Source organism: Phycicoccus sp. Soil803 (genome assembly GCF_001429685.1).
Taxonomy (GTDB): Bacteria; Actinomycetota; Actinomycetes; order Actinomycetales; family Dermatophilaceae; genus Pedococcus.
Map to the genome: position 1 here is coordinate 522,020 of NZ_LMST01000001.1, position 18,239 is coordinate 540,258.

20 protein-coding genes and 1 tRNA gene are annotated in these 18,239 nt (G+C 71.2%); 10 read left to right on the forward strand and 11 right to left on the reverse strand.

The features are described from left to right. Nucleotides 1-30 precede the first annotated feature (30 nt). Genes ASG95_RS02445 through ASG95_RS02465 form a run of 5 tightly spaced genes read right to left on the reverse strand, consistent with a single transcriptional unit; the run spans nucleotide 31 to nucleotide 3,846 of the window. On the reverse strand, nucleotides 31-405 hold the full coding sequence (locus ASG95_RS02445) for a GntR family transcriptional regulator (RefSeq protein ID WP_082592267.1): 375 nt from the start codon (nucleotides 403-405) through the stop codon (nucleotides 31-33). Beyond that, nucleotides 402-1,454: a PHP domain-containing protein gene (locus ASG95_RS02450; protein ID WP_057376436.1), complete on the reverse strand. Its 1,053-nt coding sequence runs from the start codon at nucleotides 1,452-1,454 to the stop codon at nucleotides 402-404. Before ASG95_RS02450 ends, ASG95_RS02445 begins: the two co-directional genes overlap by 4 nt. 54 nt (nucleotides 1,455-1,508) lie before the next feature. Then, nucleotides 1,509-1,742 carry a hypothetical protein gene (locus ASG95_RS02455; RefSeq protein ID WP_056922039.1) on the reverse strand — a complete coding sequence of 78 codons (234 nt, stop codon included), beginning with the start codon at nucleotides 1,740-1,742 and terminating at the stop codon, nucleotides 1,509-1,511. A gap of 47 nt (nucleotides 1,743-1,789) precedes the next feature. Then, on the reverse strand, nucleotides 1,790-2,860 hold the full coding sequence (locus tag ASG95_RS02460) for a hypothetical protein (protein WP_057376437.1): 1,071 nt from the start codon (nucleotides 2,858-2,860) through the stop codon (nucleotides 1,790-1,792). Then, on the reverse strand, nucleotides 2,857-3,846 hold the full coding sequence (locus tag ASG95_RS02465) for a pirin family protein (RefSeq protein WP_057376438.1): 990 nt from the start codon (nucleotides 3,844-3,846) through the stop codon (nucleotides 2,857-2,859). Before ASG95_RS02465 ends, ASG95_RS02460 begins: the two co-directional genes overlap by 4 nt. A gap of 77 nt (nucleotides 3,847-3,923) precedes the next feature. Here ASG95_RS02465 and ASG95_RS02470 point away from each other — a divergent pair, with 77 nt between their 5' ends. Together ASG95_RS02470 and ASG95_RS02475 are read left to right on the forward strand one after the other, a co-directional pair. Beyond that, nucleotides 3,924-4,769: an alpha/beta fold hydrolase gene (locus ASG95_RS02470; RefSeq protein WP_057376439.1), complete on the forward strand. Its 846-nt coding sequence runs from the start codon at nucleotides 3,924-3,926 to the stop codon at nucleotides 4,767-4,769. A 28-nt stretch (nucleotides 4,770-4,797) separates the two neighbouring features. Continuing rightward, the gene (locus ASG95_RS02475; RefSeq protein ID WP_057376440.1) at nucleotides 4,798-7,467 is read left to right on the forward strand and encodes an AMP-binding protein; all 2,670 of its coding nucleotides are present in this window, start codon (nucleotides 4,798-4,800) and stop codon (nucleotides 7,465-7,467) included. On the opposite strand, the gene ASG95_RS02480 is transcribed toward ASG95_RS02475, so the two are convergent. The 3 genes from ASG95_RS02480 to ASG95_RS02490 are packed head-to-tail and all read right to left on the reverse strand — an operon-like array spanning nucleotide 7,437 to nucleotide 11,074. After that, the gene (locus ASG95_RS02480; RefSeq protein WP_056922044.1) at nucleotides 7,437-8,510 is read right to left on the reverse strand and encodes an ABC transporter ATP-binding protein; all 1,074 of its coding nucleotides are present in this window, start codon (nucleotides 8,508-8,510) and stop codon (nucleotides 7,437-7,439) included. The genes ASG95_RS02475 and ASG95_RS02480 overlap by 31 nt on opposite strands. Further along, nucleotides 8,507-10,000: an iron ABC transporter permease gene (locus ASG95_RS02485; protein WP_235543260.1), complete on the reverse strand. Its 1,494-nt coding sequence runs from the start codon at nucleotides 9,998-10,000 to the stop codon at nucleotides 8,507-8,509. The genes ASG95_RS02480 and ASG95_RS02485 overlap by 4 nt, the downstream gene beginning before the upstream one ends. A 42-nt stretch (nucleotides 10,001-10,042) precedes the next feature. After that, nucleotides 10,043-11,074: an iron ABC transporter substrate-binding protein gene (locus ASG95_RS02490; RefSeq protein WP_057376442.1), complete on the reverse strand. Its 1,032-nt coding sequence runs from the start codon at nucleotides 11,072-11,074 to the stop codon at nucleotides 10,043-10,045. A gap of 338 nt (nucleotides 11,075-11,412) precedes the next feature. On the opposite strand from ASG95_RS02490, the gene ASG95_RS02495 reads away from it, so the two are divergent. After that, a complete protein-coding gene (locus tag ASG95_RS02495; RefSeq protein WP_057376443.1) occupies nucleotides 11,413-11,709 on the forward strand; it encodes a hypothetical protein in 297 nt (98 codons plus the stop codon). Nucleotides 11,710-11,762: 53 nt separating this feature from the next. Further along, entirely contained in the window at nucleotides 11,763-12,443 is a 681-nt protein-coding gene (locus ASG95_RS02500; protein WP_057376444.1) for a GNAT family N-acetyltransferase, read from the forward strand. 47 nt (nucleotides 12,444-12,490) lie between these two features. Here ASG95_RS02500 and ASG95_RS02505 read toward each other — a convergent pair whose 3' ends face one another. Then, nucleotides 12,491-13,018, reverse strand: coding sequence for a DinB family protein (locus ASG95_RS02505; RefSeq protein ID WP_057376445.1), 528 nt, complete (start codon nucleotides 13,016-13,018; stop codon nucleotides 12,491-12,493). 137 nt (nucleotides 13,019-13,155) lie between these two features. Beyond that, entirely contained in the window at nucleotides 13,156-13,533 is a 378-nt protein-coding gene (locus ASG95_RS02510; protein ID WP_235543269.1) for a metalloregulator ArsR/SmtB family transcription factor, read from the reverse strand. Between the two features lie 78 nt (nucleotides 13,534-13,611). Here ASG95_RS02510 and ASG95_RS02515 point away from each other — a divergent pair, with 78 nt between their 5' ends. Then, a complete protein-coding gene (locus ASG95_RS02515) occupies nucleotides 13,612-14,115 on the forward strand; it encodes an ArsI/CadI family heavy metal resistance metalloenzyme (RefSeq protein ID WP_057376446.1) in 504 nt (167 codons plus the stop codon). A gap of 349 nt (nucleotides 14,116-14,464) precedes the next feature. On the opposite strand, the gene ASG95_RS02525 is transcribed toward ASG95_RS02515, so the two are convergent. Beyond that, nucleotides 14,465-14,540, reverse strand: a tRNA-Lys gene (locus tag ASG95_RS02525). A 117-nt stretch (nucleotides 14,541-14,657) separates the two neighbouring features. Between ASG95_RS02525 and ASG95_RS02530 the strand changes: the two genes are divergently transcribed. From ASG95_RS02530 to ASG95_RS02550, 5 genes are all read left to right on the forward strand, one after another. Continuing rightward, on the forward strand, nucleotides 14,658-15,008 hold the full coding sequence (locus ASG95_RS02530) for a zf-TFIIB domain-containing protein (RefSeq protein WP_082592269.1): 351 nt from the start codon (nucleotides 14,658-14,660) through the stop codon (nucleotides 15,006-15,008). 61 nt (nucleotides 15,009-15,069) lie between these two features. Continuing rightward, nucleotides 15,070-15,717, forward strand: coding sequence for a hypothetical protein (locus tag ASG95_RS02535; protein WP_057376449.1), 648 nt, complete (start codon nucleotides 15,070-15,072; stop codon nucleotides 15,715-15,717). A 500-nt stretch (nucleotides 15,718-16,217) separates the two neighbouring features. Then, nucleotides 16,218-16,442 carry a hypothetical protein gene (locus ASG95_RS02540; protein WP_057376450.1) on the forward strand — a complete coding sequence of 75 codons (225 nt, stop codon included), beginning with the start codon at nucleotides 16,218-16,220 and terminating at the stop codon, nucleotides 16,440-16,442. Nucleotides 16,443-16,548: 106 nt separating this feature from the next. After that, nucleotides 16,549-17,175: a DUF47 domain-containing protein gene (locus ASG95_RS02545; protein WP_056922060.1), complete on the forward strand. Its 627-nt coding sequence runs from the start codon at nucleotides 16,549-16,551 to the stop codon at nucleotides 17,173-17,175. Between the two features lie 8 nt (nucleotides 17,176-17,183). Next, nucleotides 17,184-18,185 (forward strand): inorganic phosphate transporter, encoded by a 1,002-nt coding sequence (locus ASG95_RS02550; protein ID WP_056922061.1) that lies wholly within the window; start codon nucleotides 17,184-17,186, stop codon nucleotides 18,183-18,185. Nucleotides 18,186-18,239: the final 54 nt, after the last annotated feature.

Consider the following 18,239-nt stretch of genomic DNA (forward strand, 5'->3'; position numbering starts at 1 on the left):
CCGCGACCCGAGGGTATGCCGCGTGGCCGGTCAGGCGCGCGCCTCGCGCAGGGCGGCGCGGACCAGGTCGACGGCCGCTGACTCGCTGAGCCCGGCTCGCTTGGCCCGGATGGCGTACTCGGCGGCGCTGCGGTTGAGGGCGACGTCGAGCGGCTGGGAGCCCGCCGCCACGACCGTCCCGGCCCGTCGCCGCGTGGTCACCAGCCCTTCCGCCTCCAGCTCCTTGTAGGCGCGGGCCACGGTGTTGACCGCCAGCCCGAGGTCTGCGGCCAGGGCTCGCACGGTGGGCAGCCGGTCGCCCTCGGCCAGGCTCCCGCGGCCGATCAGGCCGGCGAGCTGGGCCCGCACCTGCTCATAGGGGGGCTCGGCGGCCTCGGGATCGACCGTGACCAGCAGCCCGCTCATGCGCGCGCCCCGGCCCAGTCCAGCAAACGGTCCGCGTCCCACGTGGTGACGATCCGGTCGGGGTCGATGCCCAGGGCCTCGGCGCGCTCGCAGCCGTAGGCCTTCATCTCCAGCTGTCCGGGCGCGTGCGCGTCGGAGTCGATCGCGAACAGGCACCCGAGGTCCATCGCGAGCCGGATGAGGTCGTCCGGAGGGTCACGCCGCTCCGGACGGCTGTTGATCTCCACCGCGGTGCCGTGCTGGGCGCAGGCCTCGAAGACCGCTCGCGCATCGAAGTCGGACTGCGGCCGCGTGCCGCGGGACCCCTCGACGAGCCGGCCGGTGCAGTGGCCGAGGACGTTGACACGGGGATTGGACACCGCCGTGACCATCCGCTTGGTCATCGGGGCCCGGTTCATCTTCAGCTTCGAGTGCACGCTGGCGGTGACCAGGTCGAGCTTGCCCAGCATGGTGTCGGTCTGGTCGAGGGCGCCGTCGTCGAGGATGTCGACCTCGATCCCCTTGAGCAGCCGGAACTGGCCGCCGAGCGAGGCGTTGATCGCCTCGACGATGCCGAGCTGCTTGGTGAGCCGCTCGGCGGTGAGGCCGTTCGCGACGCGGAGCTGGGGCGAGTGGTCGGTGAGCACCAGCCACTCGTGGCCCAGCTCCACCGCCGTCAGCACCATCTCGTCGATCGGGCTCCCGCCGTCCGACCAGTTGGAGTGCGAGTGGCAGTCGCCCTTGATGCTGGCGAGCAGCTCCACGCCGCCCTTGGCGAGCGGCTTCGCCTTGCCCTGCAACGTCTCCAGGTATGCCGGGAGCTCACCGTCCAGGGCTTCGCTCACCACCGCGGCGGTCGACTTGCCGATACCGGCCAGGTCTTGCAGGGTCCCCGCCTCGTGCCGGCTGCGGAGCTCCTCCTCGGGTGTCTCGCGGACCGTGACGACGGCCTTGCGGAAGGCCTCCACGCGGTAGGTGCCGGCTCGCTCGCGTTCGAGCAGGAAGGCGATGCGCCTCAGGGCCTCGTCGGGCTCGACGGGGGCGGTGAGGGGTTCGACGGCGGCGACCACGCGGTCGAGTCTAGGTACTCCGACGACAGGGCGGCGGTGGGCCGCCGCCACGGCTCACGACTGGTCGCGCGGACCGTTGGACCGGTCGTTGCGCCGGTCGTACAACCGCTCCACCCCTGCGTAGGCGAGCCAGCCGACGGCTAGGGCGATGATGAAGGCGATCCACGAGCTGAGGTCGGGCAGCACCGCCTCGACCACCTCGCGCACGATGACGATCGCGCAGACGGCGACGATGATCGGGGCGAAGGCGGCGATGCCGGTGGGGCGGTTGCCCGGGGTGGGACTCATGTGGCCAGTCTGCCCCACCCGGCCCGAGTCGTGGCACGACCGACTCGTCAGAGCAGGTAGCGGATGACCTCGTCGCCGTCGCGCACCACGACGGAGGACCCGTCGAGGTGGAGCAGGGCGAGGGAGTGGTCGGACACCACCTGGGCGCGGACGTCGCCGGACCGGTCGTCGACCAGCTGCAGCAGTGTGACCCGCCGGCCCCACCGAAACGGGTTGGTGTGCAACGACTTCCGGGAGGTGGTCGCGGTCAGGCCATCTCCTCGGGCGACGACCGTGCCCCTGCTGCGTGGCGTAGGGCTCGCAGGCCTCCCTGTCGCGAGGTCTAGGCGGGCGGTCGTGGACGGCCAGGTGACGGTCACGACGGCCGGGTCGGTGGGGTCGGCGGACAGCCGCGGAGTCTCGGCCGCCGGGCAGCGCGGCAGCACGCGGGTCCACGCCGGGTCCGCGCTGGCGTAGGCGGCGATGACGCACTTTCCGTCCTGGACCACCTCGGTGACGACCGGTCCGTCGGGGAGGGCCACGAACGACCGCCCGGGCTGCAGGGCGGCCCGACCGCTCGCCGGGTCGGTCACCAGCACGCCACCGCCAGCGCTGGTCGCGTCCACCCGGGGGAGGGGGCCGGCCGGCAGCGGGTCGCGTCGCTCCACCCCCTTGGAAGACCAGCTCTCGTTGCCCCTTGGGTCGAGCCCGACGAGTCGGCAGGGGCCTTTCGTGGGGCAGGCCAGGACGACCGTGCCGCCGCGACCGGCCGCGACGGGGGAGACCGTCTCACCGGCGGCTGCCCGCCAGGTCCACCGGGCGGTGGCATCGAGCCCGACCGAGTCGACCTGTCCGGGGCTCGCGATGACGAGTCGGTCGTCCGCCACGTAGGCCACGCCGCCGCGGACCGAGCCCAGCGTGACCGTCTTGCCGCTGCGCAGGTCGAGCGCGGTGTGGTCGTCACTGACCACCGCACGCCCGGCGACCACCGCACCGTCGACGGTCTTGGCCGACCAGTCGCCCGCCACCCCGGTGGTCCTCGGTGAGAGGAGCTGGAGCAGCAACCCGAGCAGGAGGAGGACAGCGAGCGCACCGGCCATGGCGACGAGCCGCCATCGCTCGCGCAACAGCTGCTTCACGAGTCCCGGGAGGTGCGGGCAGCGTTGCCCCGAGGGCGGATCCGCACGGCTGGGATCGGGGGAGCCGGCAGGTGCTGGACGTCACCGGCATACCCCTCCACCTCGCCGAACCGCGCGGAGTGGGCCATCCACTCGTCGCGCGCAGCGACGATGTCCTCGTGGCTGCGGCCCACGAAGTTCCACCACATGACGATCTCCTCGTCGAACGGCGGACCGCCGAGGAGCAGCACACGCGCCGGTGCCCCGGTGGTGTTGGTGAGCTGGAGCACTGGGGTGTCGGTGGGCAGGTAGGCCATGGCGCTGCGCGGGGTGGCCGTGCCGTTGACGGTGAGCCCTTCGTTGTCGGCCAGCACCCCGTGCTCGTATGCCGCGTCGAGACCGAGCTCGACGGTCGCACCGGCGTCGACGGTCACCTCCGCACCGAGCAGTGGGGTGAACGTCTCGACCGGGGAGGTCTGTCCGGCGAGGCTGCCGAGGAAGACGCTGAGGATGGCGCCGTCGACGCGGGTCGGGGTCGGCTCGTGGTGCTGGAAGTCCTTGGGGGCGTTGCGATGTGCCTCGGGCAGGGCGACCCAGAGCTGCGCGCCGTGCAGGATGGTCGTGCCCGGCGTCGACACCTCGGAGTGCGCGATGCCGTAGCCACCGGTCATGAGGTTCACGGCGCCGGGCCGCACCAGGGCGTGCGAGCCGAGGCTGTCGCGGTGCTCGATCTCGCCCGTGAAGAGCCAGCTCACGGTCTGGAGCCCGGTGTGCGGGTGCGGTGGCACGTCCATCCCACCCGTCGCCCCCACGTCGTCGGGGCCGTAGTGGTCGGCGAAGCACCAGGCGCCGATGAGGGAGCGCTGCCGCTGGGGGATGGTGCGCCGGACCGTCATCGCGCGGGGCCCGCCGAGGGGCACGTCGCGGGGCTCGAGGATCTCCACTCCGTCAGCGGGTGGCGTCGTGGGGCAGACGGTCTCCTGCGGTTGCGTCTCGACGTTGCTCACGAAGCCAGTGTCGCACCGCGGGTGTGGTTGTCTGGGGGAGCATCGAGCCAGCCCCACGACCCGCGGAGCACACCCCCATGAGCAGTGACGACGCGGCGTCCGGCGTCCTGGAGTCGACGCAGTGGGAGCGAGTCGATGGCACGTGGCTGCGGGTCCGCAGGTTCACGCCTCGGACCGTGACAGTGCCGAGGCCTTCGCAGCGGACGCCCGGTGACTCGAGGCCGATCCGACCCGGGCTGGCTGTGCTGGTCCCCGGGCTTGGGCTGCCGCGCTACCTGCTGCCCCTGGCCCGCCACCTGGCCACCCAGGATCTGGAGACGGCGCTGCTCGACACCCTGGCCTGGCGCGGTCACTGTGGTCGGCGCGCCCAGCGGGCGGTCCCGACCATCGCCGGGCTCTCCGAGCTCACCGCTGCCTGGCTCTCGCGTCAGGAGGACCGGCCGATCGTCGTGGTCGGCCACTCCACCGGTTCGCAGGTGGCGCTGGAGGCCGTGCTGAGGGTCCAGCGGACCCGTCCCGACCTTGCGCTCGTGATGGGCGGCCCGACCTTCACCCCCGACCAGCGCAGGCTGCGCTGGCTCGTCCCCGCCGCCCTCACGGCATACCTCAAGGACCCGCCCAAGGAGCTCGTGGTGCTGAAGGACGTCGCCCGGGTCCGCACCGACCTCGCGCGCATCGTGCAGTCGGGACGACGCCACCCGACCGACCGGCGGGTGGGCCTGCTCACCGCGCCCCTCATCGTGACGGCCGGTGAGGCCGACAGCTTCGCGCCACGCGACTGGCTCGACCTGCTCGCAGGCCTGGCCGGTGGCTGGAGCCGGGCGGTCGTGCTGCCGGGGTCGCACAACAACCCCTTCACCTACCCAGCGGAGTTCGGGGCCCTCGTGGTCGAGTCCCTGGCCCGAGCCGGCCGACTTGGTTAGGTAAGCCAACCCTAATATAGTCACCCGCGTGTCCCTCGCGTTCGCCTCCCACCACGCCACTCGCGGGGCCGACTCGGCGCGAGCCCGCGTCGCCTTCGTCGAGCGGCTCGAGGAGTGGGGCGACCGGGCTGCGGTGTACGCCCCGACGGGCGACCTCACCTACGTCGGTCTGGCAGCCGCCGTGCGGGACGCGGCCGAGCAGCTCCCCGCCACCCGCCAGCTGGTCCTCATGGCGGCCGAGAACAGTGTCGACTGGCTGGTCACCTACCTGGCCGCCCTGAGCCGTGGGCACGTGGTGCTGCTCGTCCCCGGCGACCGGCCTGACCACGTGGCCGGGCTGGTCCAGCGCTACCGCCCGGGGAGCGTGGTGCGGCGGACCGGTTCGGCCTGGACGGTCACGGCCCAGGACGACGCGCCCGAGCACGACCTGCACCCCGACCTGGCGCTGCTGCTGACGACCTCCGGGTCGACGGGGTCGCCCAAGCTGGTGCGGCTGTCGCACGACAACCTCGACAGCAACGCGACCTCGATCGTCCAGGCGCTCTCGCTCACCGACCGCGACCGCGCGATGGCCAGCCTGCCGGTCCACTACAGCTACGGGCTCTCGGTGGTCCACAGCCACCTCGCGTGTGGGGCCAGCCTCGTCCTCAGCGACTTCTCCGTGGTCGACCCCTGCTACTGGGACCTGGTCCGACGGTCGGGGGCCACGGGGTTGTCGGGCGTCCCGCACACCTACGAGCTCCTCGAGCGGGTCGGGCTGGCCGAGCTGGACCTGCCCGGGCTGCGCACCCTGACCCAGGCGGGGGGCGCGCTCCCCGTCGCGACGGCGGCCCGGTTCCGGGCGCTGGCGGCGGAGCGTGGCTGGCGGTTCTCGACGATGTACGGGCAGACCGAGGCCACGGCGCGGATGGCCGTGCTGTCGCCCGCGCTCGCGACGACCAATCCCGACGCGGTCGGGGTCGCCGTTCCCGGCGGGGCCTTCCGGGTCGAGCCCCTCGAGCAGGCCGCCACCCGGGCGGCTGCGCCGGGCGTGGGCGAGCTGGTCTACACCGGCCCCAACGTCATGCTCGGCTACGCGACCTCGCCGGCCGACCTGGCCCGTGGTCGTGAGGTGCACGAGCTGCGCACCGGAGACCTCGGGACGGTGGACGACGCCGGCGTGGTGCGGGTCGTCGGTCGCCGCAGCCGCGTCGCGAAGGTGCTCGGGCTGCGGCTGGACCTCGACCACCTCGAGCGCGACCTCGGTGACGACAGCACCCCGGTGCGCTGCGTCGACCTCGACGGTCGGCTGGGCCTGGTGACGCCACGTCCCGACCACGCGGAGTCGCTGCTCGCCGTGACGGCCCAGCGGCACGGACTCCCGCGGACCGCAGTGGTGGTTCTCGACGGGTGCGAGATCCCGGTCCTCTCCACCGGCAAGCCCGACTACCCCGCGATGCGCAGCCGGCTCGCCGACGTCGCCGACGTGGTCGACTCCGGTGGCAGGGACCGGTGCGCCCTGGTCGTCGCCCTCTACCGTCACCTCCTGGGTCGGCCGGACGCGAGCGCCCGGACCAGCTTCGTCGACCTCGGGGGTGACTCACTCTCCTACGTGGAGGTGTCCGTGCGCCTGGAGGAAGTCCTCGGGACGCTCCCCGCGCACTGGCAGCGGCTCACCCCGGCCGAGCTGGTGGACCCGATCACGACGCAGCTGGACTCCGACCGGCGAGCCCGCTGGCGACGGCTGGAGACCAACGTCGTCATCCGGGCGCTCGCGGTCATCCTCATCCTCGCCAACCACACGAAGCTCGCCGAGCTGCCCGGAGGAGCCCACACGCTCCTCGTCATCGCGGGCTACAACCTCGCCCGCTTCCAGCTGACCGGCCGACCGCCCCGGGAGCGGGCGACGAGGATCGTCCAGGGCGTCGTGCGCATCTGGGCTCCCAGCGCTCTCTGGATCGGGCTCGTGGCGCTCTTCGTCGGCACCTACGACTGGCGCAACGTCCTCATGCTCAACCAGGTGCTGGGGGACTGGGCCCGATGGGGGCCGCACTGGCACTTCTGGTTCATCGAGGCCCTCGTGGCGCTGCTCCTCGGGTCTGCCCTGCTCTGTCTCGTGCCCGGCTTCGATCGTCTGGAGCGCCGCCACCCCTTCGCGGTGCCGATGGCCCTGGTGGGGCTCGGCCTGCTGACGAGGTATGCCGTGGTGATCCCTGACGCGGGCCCCTACCGGGGTGCCAACGCGCTGGTGCTCCTGTGGCTGTTCGCCACCGGCTGGGCGGTCAGCCGGGCCACGACGACGTGGCAGCGCCTCCTCGTCTCGGCCGTCCCGGTGCTGACGCTGCCGGGATTCTGGCCGACCATGCCCGGCCGGGCGGCGACGATCACCGCCGGCGTGCTCGTGCTGATCTGGGTGCCGACCCTCCCGGTGCCGGCCCGAGCCGTCGGTGCAGTGTCGGCCGTGGCGTCGGCGTCGCTGTTCGTCTACCTGACGCACTTCGTCGTCTACCCGCACGTGATGCCCGTGAACTCCGGCCTCGCCGTCGTGGCCTCGCTCGTCGTGGGGCTGGCCTACTGGAAGGCCTGGGGCTGGACCTCGACCGTGGCGAGCCGCGTGGCTGCTTCGGCCTGGGCCCGCCTGCGCGCAGGCCGCTGGTCGCGCCGACCAGCGGCGGTCGGGTCCGAGGTTCAGCCCGGGCTCGGCACCGTCCCGGCCTGACCGTCGACGAAGGCGCGCACGGGTCCGACCACGTCCACGGACACCGGGGTGCCGGCAGCCCAGGCCTCCAACCCGTTGACCCTGGCTGTGAGCCGCAGTCCCGGGTGGCCGTCGGAGTCGACGAGGTCGAGGGTGACCAGCGCGTCGTGGCCGAAGTAGGTGGTCGACACGACCTCCGCCCGACGGCCGCCCGGCGCCTTGACCAGTCGGAGCTGCTCGGGCCGGACGAGGACGTCGACCGACCCCTCTGGCGCGCGGCCGTCGAGCGCGAGCTCCCCGAGCGCGCACTCCACCCGGTCGCCGCGCACGATCCCGCTCACGAACTGCGCCTCGCCGAGGAACTCCGCCGAACGGCGGTCGGCCGGCGCGCCATACACCTGCACGGGACTCCCGACCTGCGAGAGGCGACCTTCGTGCATGATCGCCACCTGGTCGGCGAAGGACAGCGCCTCGGCCTGGTCGTGCGTGACCAGGACGACGGTGACCCCTTCGTGGTGCAGGGCCTCGGCCACTGCCTCGCGGGTGGCGGCGCGCAGGCCGGTGTCGAGGGAGGAGAACGGCTCGTCGAGGACGACCAGCCGCGGTCGCGGGGCGAGGGCACGGGCGATGGCCACCCGCTGCTGCTGGCCACCGGAGAGCTGGTCGGGACGCCGTCCCATCAGACCGGGGTCGAGCCCGAGGAGGCCGAGCAGCTCGGCGACCCGATCGGTGTCCTTCCGCTCGGCCCGGGGAAGCCCGAATGCCACGTTCGCCGCGATCGAGAGGTGCGGGAAGAGGTTGCCCTCCTGGGCCACGTAGCCGATCCGCCTGCGCTCGGGCGGCGTCCACGCCCCGTCGCCGGCTACGGTCTCGTCGTCGAGGACGACGGACCCGGCGGTGGGCGGCTGGAACCCGGTGACCACGCGCAGCAGGGTGGTCTTGCCGCAGCCGGACGGCCCGAGGATCGCGGTCGTCGACCCCGAGGGGACGACCAGGTCGATGCCGTGCAGGACCTCCGTGCGCCCATAGGTGGCACGCACGCCGCGCACGAGAAGCGTGGTCACAGGTCAGGCTCCTCATCGGAACGGTGGAGCAGCAGGTAGGTCACGGGTGTCGACACGAGGATCAGTGCCGCGGCATACGGCGCGGCGCCTGCGTAGTCGATGCTCTCACTGGCGCTCCAGAACGCCGTCGCGAGGGTGCGCACACCGGTCGGCGCGAGGATCAGCGTCGCCGTCAGCTCGGTCGAGACCGCGATGAACACCATCGCGAAGCCGGCCAGCGCGCCCGGCAGCGTGAGGGGGAGCAGGACCCGGGCGAAGGTGCGGACCGGGCCGGCGCCCAGGGCGCGCGCCGCCTGGGTGAGCTCCTCCGGGGCGTGCGCCATGGAGGCGCGGATGCTCACCATCGCGCGCGGGATGAAGAGGATCGCGTATGCCGCGACGAGCACGATGCTGGTCTGGTAGACCGGTCGCGCGTACCGGATCGTCAAGGTGACCAGCGCGAGGGCGACCACGACCCCGGGGAGTGACGACGCGACATACGTGGCCCGCTCGGTGAGGATGCTCAGCCAGGACCTGCGCCGGCTGATCAGCCAGGCGACGGGGAACGCCGCCACGACCGTGAGCAGGCCCGCCACGAGCGCCAACCCGACGGTGCTGCCGACCGTCACGAGCCAGGTCCGCCCATCGAAGGTGGGGTCCCCGGCTGCGAGCCACCGGGCCAGGCTCGCGACGGGGACGCCGAGGGCCGCCGCCGTGAGACCGCCCATCAGGGCCAGCGCCGGGGCCTTCCAGCGCCCCAGGGCCGCACGCACCGGGCGCCGGGCGGCGCCGCGGCCGACCCGGGCCTGGCGGCTCGTGCCGCGCAGGAGCTGGTCGGCCGTGAGCAGCCCGAGGCAGAGGCCCATCAGGACCAGGGCGAGCAGGCTCCCGGCGCTGTCGCTGAAGGCGACCTGGAACTGCTCGAGGATGGCCGTGGTGAAGGTCGGGAAGCGCAGCATCGCCAGCACCCCGAACTCGGCGAGCAGGTGCAGCGACACCAGGAGCATCCCGCCGAGCGTGGCGTGGCGCAGCTGGGGCAGGACAGCGCGCAGGAAGGCACGCCAGGGCCCGAGCCCCAGCGACCGGGCGGTCTCCTCCACGGTCGGGTCGAGGCTGCGCAGGGCTGCCGACACCGGCAGGAAGACGAAGGGGAAGTAGGACAACGTCGTCACCAGGACGGCGCCGCGCAGGCCCTCGAGGTCGGGTCGGACGGTGACCCAGGCGTAGCTGTTGACGAAGGCCGGGACGGCGAGCGGGCACACCATGAGCACCCGCCAGACCCGGGCGCCCGGCAGCGCGGTCCGCTCGACGAGCCACGCGGTGCTGAGGCCGAGGAGGGTCGTGGCCGTCACGGTCAGCACGACCAGGGCGGTCGTGTTGCGCAGGAGCTCGGCCACCCGCGGACGCCACAGCAGGGTGCGCGCGGCGTCCCACCCGACGTCGATGCTCGCGGCCACGACCACCCCGAGCGGCAGCAGGCACAGCACTGCGACCGCGAGGCTCGTGACCACGACCGGGACGGGGGAGCGTGTCCCCCCGACGGAGCGGGCCACCTAGAGGATGCCCGCCTTCGTCATGAGCTCGATGACCTTGGGTCCGTTGAGCGTGGACGGGTCGAGGTCGGGCGCCTGCAAGGAGGGCAGCGGCTCGAGGGCCGGGTCGGACGCGACGCCGTTGCCGACGGCATACTCCTTGGCGTCACTGGTGGCCAGCATCTTCTGGCCCTCGGCGCTGGTCACGAAGGCCAGGAACTTCTGGGCGTTGGCGGCGTGCTTGCTCGCCTTGAGGACCGCGCCGCCCGACAGGCTCACGAAGGCGCCCGGGTCCTGGTGGCGGAAGTAGAGCAGCTTGGTGTTCTTGCTGCCGGCCTTGGTGAGGGCCTGGTCGCGGTACCAGTAGTAGTGGTACATGATCCCGACGGGGACCTGGCCGGCGTTCACGGCCTTCATCACGGCGATGTTGTTCTGGTAGATCTTGCCGCCGTCCTTGAGGCCCTTGAGCCAGGCCGCTGCCTTGGCCTCGCCCTCGGTCGCGACGATCGCGGAGACGATGGCCTGGAAGTCGGCGCCACCGGCCGCGGCGCCCCACTTGCCGCTCCACTTGGGGTCCTGCAGGTCCATGATCGACTTCGGCAGCTCGGCCTCGGTGATCTTGCTGGGGTTGTAGACCAGCACCGTGGAGCGGGCCGCGATGCCGATCCACTGCTTGCTGCTCGGGGCGTAGGCCTTGCCGACCTGAGCCTCGGTCGCGGGGTCGACGGTCGCCAGCAGTCCGGCGTCCTGCACGGTCGTCATCGCCGGGGAGTTCTCGGTGAGGAAGACGTCGGCGGGCGACTTGGTGCCCTCCTGGACGATCTGGTTGCCCATCGAGGAGTCGTTACCGTAGCGGATCTGGACGTCGATCCCGGTGTCCTCCTTGAACTTCTCGGCCCAGGCCTGGGTGAGGTTCTCGTGCTGCGCGCTGTAGATGGTCAGCTTGTCGGGGTCGAGGTTCTTGCCGGCTTCGAGGGTGCCGTCGCCGCAGGCCGTGAGGGCCACCAGGCTCACCACGCCGAGTGCAGCGAGGATGGATCGTCGAAGGGCCACGCGAGTTCTCCTGGGGTCGTCCGGCGACGCGTCCAGCGTCGCCAAGGGAAGCCTTACCTAACCAAAGGCTACAGCCTCCCGGCTGCTCGCCGAGACCCCCCGCTTTCACGAGGTATGCCGCGTGGCTCGCTTCCGTGTTTGTCCGTGGGGAGCGGGTGCGACCGGGCACACTGGTGCCCGTGGGGTCGTGTTGGGAGTCCGGGGGGCCGGAGTGGCTGTTCGTCAGCACGCTGATGGGGTTCGGCCTCGGGGTGGCTCTTGGAATGCTGGCCTGGATCGCATGGGCGCCGCCACAACGCCGCCCCACTCCGAGTCGACGCGAGAGGACCATCAGGAGGGTGTGGAGCGGTGCCCTGCTGGGCTGGGGCGTCTTCGCCTTCTTCGCCGGTAACCAACGGACCTTGACCGACGTCCTCGCCGCGGGCGCGGGCGGGCTGGTCATCGTGGCGATCGCACTGGTCGTCCACCGCGCGCAACAGGCTGCGCTCGATGGAGTGCCGATGCCTGCCGGCCTGGCCACGGCCTACCTGTTCGTGCGGTGGTCGACCACGTCCTTCGCGGTCCTGGCCCTCGGTATCGGCACTTGGTCGATCGTGGCTTCCATCGCGCTGGGTCACTCCTGCGCCGGCACCTGATCGGGCAAGAATCGGGAGGCGCCCGGGCTTCCTGACTGGGCAGGATGGCGGTCATGTTCGCCGACCTCTGGCCGACCTTCGGCCTGACCCTGTCCACCGGGCGGCTGGTGCTCAGGCTCCCCACTGACTCCGAGCTGGAAGCCCTGGCCCGGGTGGCTGCCGATGGCGTCCACGGCGAGGACGAGCGGCCGTTCCTGACCCCGTGGGCGGAGGGCAGCCCCGAGGAGCGGGCCCGCTCCGTGCTCGGCTCGCACTGGTCGGCGCTCGCGTCGTGGACGCCCGACTCCTGGCGTCTCGGGCTGGGCGTCTTCCTCCACACTGGGGAAGCGATCGGTGTCGCTTCCCTGCGCGCCGGGGACTTCCGCGTCAACCGCGAGGTCACCACGTCGAGCTGGCTGGGTCTCGCCTGGCAGGGACAGGGCTACGGCACCGAGGCTCGCACGGCCCTCCTGTCGCTGGCCTTCGACCACCTCGGCGCCACGGATGCCACGACCGAGGTGTTCCAGGACAACCACAAGTCACAGGGTGTGTCCCGCAAGCTGGGTTATCTACCTGACGGCATCTCGCGCGATCGTCGCGGTGAGGAGGTCGTCGTCTCCGATCGCCTGCGCCTGACGTCCGAGCTGTGGGGGGCGAACGCCGACAAGGGCGAGGTCGAGGTCTCTGGTGTGGAGGAAGCCCTGCCGATGTTCCTCGGAGACCCGCGGAGCGGCGATCATGCGGTCCCGAGGTGAGCGGACGGTGGAGCGTCGCGTCGACGGCTCGAAGGCGAGGGGGCCGGTCAGTCGCTTCGGGTCGAAGCCAGCGTGAGTTGTCGTCTGTGGTGGTCGTAGTGCTGGGTGGGGTAGTGGTAGACGTCGCGAAGGGTCATGACTTCCTTGAAGTACGGGTCCCAGCCGAGCGGGAAGTGCATGCCCTGGTCGAGCGAGGCTGGCGACTGTCGGCGGAGCGATTTCTGCAGACCAGTGATGACCCGGTCCATGAGTCGCTCCATGCCGCTGTAGCCCAGGACACGTGCGCCGCCGAGGGACCCGAGGTAGTTGACGACGTGGAAGGGCCGGGTGCCGGCGTTCAGCAGCGCTGCGAACCGTCTTGAGGCGCCATCAGGCAGGCGCGCGAAGGCGCGGACCAGGAGGCGCAGGTTTCGCACGAGCAAGTAGCCGAAGAGCATGTGGAAGAGCAGTTGCTCGTTCGTCCATTTGGTGCCATCACTCGGCTGTCGAAGCTCGGCGATCGTGGCTGTGTCGACCAGGTCTCGAAAGTCGGCGCGTACCCGGTCCAGCTCCGAGCAGATCTCCTCGGGGTCCACGGCAGCCTCCAGGTCGTCGGTCGTCCTGAAGCAACGGTAGGCCGCGGGCGGCCCCGCGCTCTGAGCGAGCAATGAATGTCTGACGAGTGTGCCGCGATCCATGGGGTGTGTCCGCTGCGGTGGGGACTCCGATGCTTTCAGGAGAGCTGGCGACCTGCCGTGGCGAACAGGGTGTTCATCGCCGACAGCGCCTCGGGCTTCGCCTTGTAGTAGACCCAGGTGCCGCGCTTCTCCCGGTCGAGTAGGCCAGCTTGGTGCAGCACCTTGAGGTGGTGGCTGATCGTCGGCTGCGAGAGGTCGAACGCGTCGTTGAGGTCGCAGACGCACGCCTCACCGCCCTGGTGGGACAGGATCAGCGACATCAGCCGCAGGCGCACCGGGTCGGCGATGGCCTTGAGCAGCCCGGAGACCTGTTCGGCCTGGTCGGCGGTCATGGGCTCGCGCGCCAGCGGGGCGCAGCAGGCTAGCGCGCGGTCGGACTGGATCACTGGCAGCTCGATCACAGAATTAGACACGCGTCTATATTGACACAGGCCGATATGCGGTGGCAAGGTGGCGACACATAGACACTCATCTATTCATTGGAGCACCCCATGTCTCGCGTTCAACTGGCTCTCCGCGTTGCCGACCTCGACGCCTCGATCGAGTTCTACTCACGTCTGTTCGACACCACCCCCGCCAAGCGCCGTCCCGGCTACGCGAACTTCGCGATCGCCGAGCCGCCGCTCAAGTTGGTCCTGCTGGAGGGCCAGCCCGGCGAGGACACCCGGATGGACCACCTCGGCGTCGAGGTCGAGTCCACCGACCTGGTTGCCTCCGCGACCAACCGTCTCGCCGACGCCGGGCTCGCCACCCGGATCGAGGACAACACCACCTGTTGCTACGCCGTCCAGGACAAGGTCTGGGTGACCGGACCGGGCAGCGAACCGTGGGAGGTCTACACCGTCAAGGACGACGCACGTCCCGACCTGGAGGGCAAGACCAGCCTCGCCCTGTCGGAGGTGTCCGGCGACGGGACCTGCTGCGCGACCGACGCGGCCGACGACATGTCCACCACCCAGTCCACGGAGAAGCAGCCCGCTGCGGCATGCTGCTGAAAGGAGAACCGTCATGCACCCTTACCTGTCAGGCCTGATGGCCGAAGCGCACCGAGAGGACCTGCTCCGGGAGGCTGACCAGCACCGGCTCGTCACGCAGGCCCGCGCCGCCCGTCCCCGCCGCGGACTGGCTCAGTGGCAGGCTGCCTTGGCTCAGGCGGGCGAGAAGGTCCGTCTGCTGGCCACCCCCCGGCCAGCCGCCGCGGCAGGTTGCGTGCCGCAGCCCGTCTGCTGCCCTGCCTGACCCGCCCGAGCGGAAGAGGCCCGAACGGAAGAGGCCCGAACCACGCAGGGTGGTTCGGGCCTCCGTCCTGACCGGGGTCGTCGGTGACCTCACGGCCGTCACCGCTGGTGGGCCCCGTGGGACTCGAACCCACAACCTACGGATTAAAAGTCCGCAGCTCTAACCATTGAGCTAGAGGCCCCGGCCGACCACGCGGCATACCCACCGCTGTGCCGAACCGGCCACAGACTAACGGCTGGGCAGGCGGGGCCACCCACGGCGATCGGAACCCGTCCGCGCCCCGAGCCGTTGGCCCGACATGAGCACCCTCACCTGTCCCAAGTGTGGTTCCGACATGCGCAGCTACGAGCGCAACCAGGTCCACGTCGACCAGTGCACGGGTTGTGGCGGCCTGTTCCTCGACCGCGGGGAGCTCGAGGCGCTTGTGGCCGCCGAGAACGCCTGGCACCAGCCGCCGGCTGCCGCCGCCCCGCCCGAGCAGCAGCAGCCGCCCGTCCCGCAACCCCCGCAGCAGCAGGGTGCGTGGCAGCAGCCGCCGGCCCAGAGCTACCAGGCGCCGTACCGCGCGACGTCCAAGGCTCCGTACGGTGGGCAGCAGGGCTACGGCCAGCGTCGCAAGAAGTCGTTCCTCAGCGAGCTGTTCGACTGAGCCCGTCGACCGCGGCCGGTGATCCCCGCCGCCGTCGGCCCCACCTGAGAGACTGGGCGCGATGAAAAACGAGCCCAGCGGTCGTCCCGGTCCGCGCCGCCCCGCGTTCTTCAGCCCCACGGCGATGGAGGCGCAGGGCGGCACGGTCCCCGACCCCGCGCAGGTGACCGAGATCGCCCACGAGACCGCGGCCGTCCTCGTCGGCACCGGCCGCGCCACCGACGACCCCGCCCTGACGGCCCGGTTGGTCGCGCTGGTCGACGAGCTCGGCCTGTCGACCGTGGCGGAGCTGTGGGCCGACCGCCCCGCCCGCAGCCTCCCCGGGGCCCTGTGGCGCCTCTATGCCCTGCGTGAGTGGGTGCAGCGCAGCCCGGAGGAGGCGAGCGCCGACTACGCGGCGGGCATCCGGTTCACCGACGTCAACCACGCCGTGGCGGGGGTGGCCGAGCCTCCCGGGCCGACCGAGCTGCGCGAGCTGACCGACTCGATCCTGCGCGGGGTGTTCGCCGGCGACTTCGCGGTGGCGCTGCAACGCGCCGCGGCGTTCTGTCGCGTCGTCGCGGCCGGTCGCGCCGACCGAGCGCACACCACCGACGTCCAGGACCCGGAGGCGGCGAGCGCCCAGACCCGCCGGGCGGCCTCGATGCTCTCCACGGCCGAGGACCTCGAGGTCGGCGCCCGCCTCTGGCACGCCGGAGAACTCATCTGAACGGCCCCTTGCCGGCAAGCAAACCCGCCTCTCGGGGAACAACATCCGGGCCACCCGGGTTACAGTCGGACGTGCGTCGGGCCGCGGTAGCCCCGGGTCCCAAATCAAGCCGCTACGAGCGGCCACGTGCCGTGAGGCGCTCCCGGCCCGACGCGCACACTGTTCACCTCCGTGCCACCTCGGTATGCCGCCTGCTCGCCTTTTCGCGGCGGCGTTCCGGACGGCTTCGCGAAGGCCTCGCCAGGGGTGGCGACGGGCCTTTGCGTGCCGGCTCCGCGGCATACCCACGCCTGCGCGTCGAGGCACGTTGGGGTCGTGGGGTCACGCCGAACCCCCGCCGCAGATTTCGGTGCGCTTGGCAACCATCAATCGGCATAGCCGGTCTGGACTAGTCATGATGAGTAGTCGTATGACCCAGATGGGTGGTTCCCGGGCATGGCGGGTCAAGAGATAGCAAACTGGATGCCACGTTTCGCCGGCACTCCGTTAGCGTTTGACCCATGACCACCGACCCGCGCGCCGGTGCAGACCTCACCGATGATGCGCTGCAGAACGAGATCGAGCTGGTGGGCGATCTCGTCGTAGCCGCGTCCGCCAGCGAGCGACCGCTCACCGAGGACGAGATCGACGAGGCCCTCGGGATCGAACGCGGGCACCAGAAGTCCCCTGAGGACGCGCAGGGTGTCCCGCACCCGCACCGCGCCGGGAAGCGGCTGAACGCCTGAGCCGGTCTCCCTGACCGAGGGACGGACCGGCCGAGTTGCGCTTTGACGCGTTCTTCCCCGTAGCATCGTCCACGGCCATCCCCCCTTTGCGTGACCGGAGAGAACCGTGGGCTTTCGCCTCACCCCCCAGGAGAACAGTTTTTACGACCTGTTCGCCAAGTCCGCCTCCTACCTCGTGCTCGGCTCCCGTGAGCTGACCACGCTGCTCGGAGTCGACCCGTCGGAGCGTGAAGCCGTCGCCACGCGGATGCGCGAGATCGAGCACGACGCCGACGAGGCGACGCACGAGATCATCCGCAAGGTGAACAGCTCGTTCATCACCCCGTTCGACCGCGAGGACATCCACGGGCTGGCGTCCACGCTCGACGACTGCATGGACATGATGGATGCCGCGGTCGACCTGATCGTGCTCTACCGCATCGGTGACCTCCCGGCCGGCGTGTCCGACCAGGTCGAGGTGCTGTCGCGGATGTCCGAGCTCACCGCCGACGCGATGCCGCGACTGCGGTCGATGAAGGACCTGTCCGGGTACTGGATCGAGATCAACCGCCTCGAGAACCAGGCCGACCAGATCTACCGTCGCCTGCTGGCCGGGCTGTTCAACGGCGACTTCGGTGCAGACACTCTCACGATCATGAAGCTCAAGGAGGTCGTCGAGGAGCTCGAGGCCGCCGCTGACGCGTTCGAGAAGGTGGCCCACAAGGTCGAGAGCATCGCGGTCAAGGAGTCCTGAGCCTCCCCATGGACTGGCTTCCGGTAGGAATCGTCATCGCCCTGGCGATGGGCTTCAACTACACCAACGGTTTTCACGACGCGGCCAACGCGATCGCGACCTCGGTCTCGACCCGCGCCCTGACGCCGCGGGTGGCGCTCCTCATGGCCGCGGTGGCCAACCTGGTCGGTGGCGTCACGGTTTACTTCTTCGGCAAAGTCGCGGCGACCATCGGCAAGGGCATCATCGAGGCGCCTTCGGGCAACGAAGGACTCGTCATCTGCGCCGCCGCCCTGATCGGGGCCACCGGCTGGAACCTGCTGACCTGGTGGTTCGGCCTGCCGTCGTCGTCGTCGCACGCCCTCATCGGCGGTCTCGGTGGTGCGGCCCTGGCTGCCGGCGCGCACGTGAAGTGGGCCGGCATCCTCGAGAAGGTCGTCATCCCGATGATCCTCTCGCCCATCGTCGGGCTGGCCCTCGGCTTCCTCGTGATGACCTCCATCCTGTGGATCTTCCGCCGCTCCCAGCCCGGCAGGGTCACGCGTGGCTTCCGCTACGCCCAGACCGTGTCAGCTGCCGCGATGGCCTTCGGCCACGGTTTCCAGGACGCCGCGAAGACGGCCGGCGTCGTCGTCCTCGCCCTGACCGTCGGCGGCCACTACAACGGCGAACGCGTGCCGTTGTGGGTGCTGGTCATGAGCGCCGTCGTGATCTCCCTCGGCACGTATGCCGGTGGGTGGCGGATCATGCGTACCCTCGGCCGCCGCATCATCCACCTCGACCCGCCGCAGGGTTTCGCGGCGGAGACGAGTGCCGCGGCGATCCTCTACGTCGCGGGCATGGCGTTCGGCGCCCCGATCTCGACCACCCACACGATCACCTCGGCGATCATGGGGGTGGGTGCGACCAAGCGGCTGTCCGCCGTGCGGTGGGGCGTGGCCGGCAACATCGTCGGAGCCTGGGTGCTGACCTTCCCCGGCGCCGGCCTGGTCGCCGCCGCCAGCTGCCTGATCATCAACATCTTCGTCTGACCCCACTCCCACCCCCGCCCCGCACGTCTGGCCACTGGTGCCGGGTGTGGGGCG

Bases quoted from the DNA above. Each gene is read 5' to 3' on its own strand.
- ASG95_RS02530 (WP_082592269.1), top strand. From the start codon at position 14,658: ATGAGCACCCTCACCTGTCCCAAGTGTGGTTCCGACATGCGCAGCTAC.
- ASG95_RS02500 (WP_057376444.1), top strand. From the start codon at position 11,763: ATGTTCGCCGACCTCTGGCCGACCTTCGGCCTGACCCTGTCCACCGGG.
- ASG95_RS02535 (WP_057376449.1), top strand. From the start codon at position 15,070: ATGAAAAACGAGCCCAGCGGTCGTCCCGGTCCGCGCCGCCCCGCGTTC.
- ASG95_RS02455 (WP_056922039.1), bottom strand. From the start codon at position 1,742: ATGAGTCCCACCCCGGGCAACCGCCCCACCGGCATCGCCGCCTTCGCC.
- ASG95_RS02515 (WP_057376446.1), top strand. From the start codon at position 13,612: ATGTCTCGCGTTCAACTGGCTCTCCGCGTTGCCGACCTCGACGCCTCG.
- ASG95_RS02540 (WP_057376450.1), top strand. From the start codon at position 16,218: ATGACCACCGACCCGCGCGCCGGTGCAGACCTCACCGATGATGCGCTG.
- ASG95_RS02470 (WP_057376439.1), top strand. From the start codon at position 3,924: ATGAGCAGTGACGACGCGGCGTCCGGCGTCCTGGAGTCGACGCAGTGG.
- ASG95_RS02445 (WP_082592267.1), bottom strand. From the start codon at position 405: ATGAGCGGGCTGCTGGTCACGGTCGATCCCGAGGCCGCCGAGCCCCCC.
- ASG95_RS02550 (WP_056922061.1), top strand. From the start codon at position 17,184: ATGGACTGGCTTCCGGTAGGAATCGTCATCGCCCTGGCGATGGGCTTC.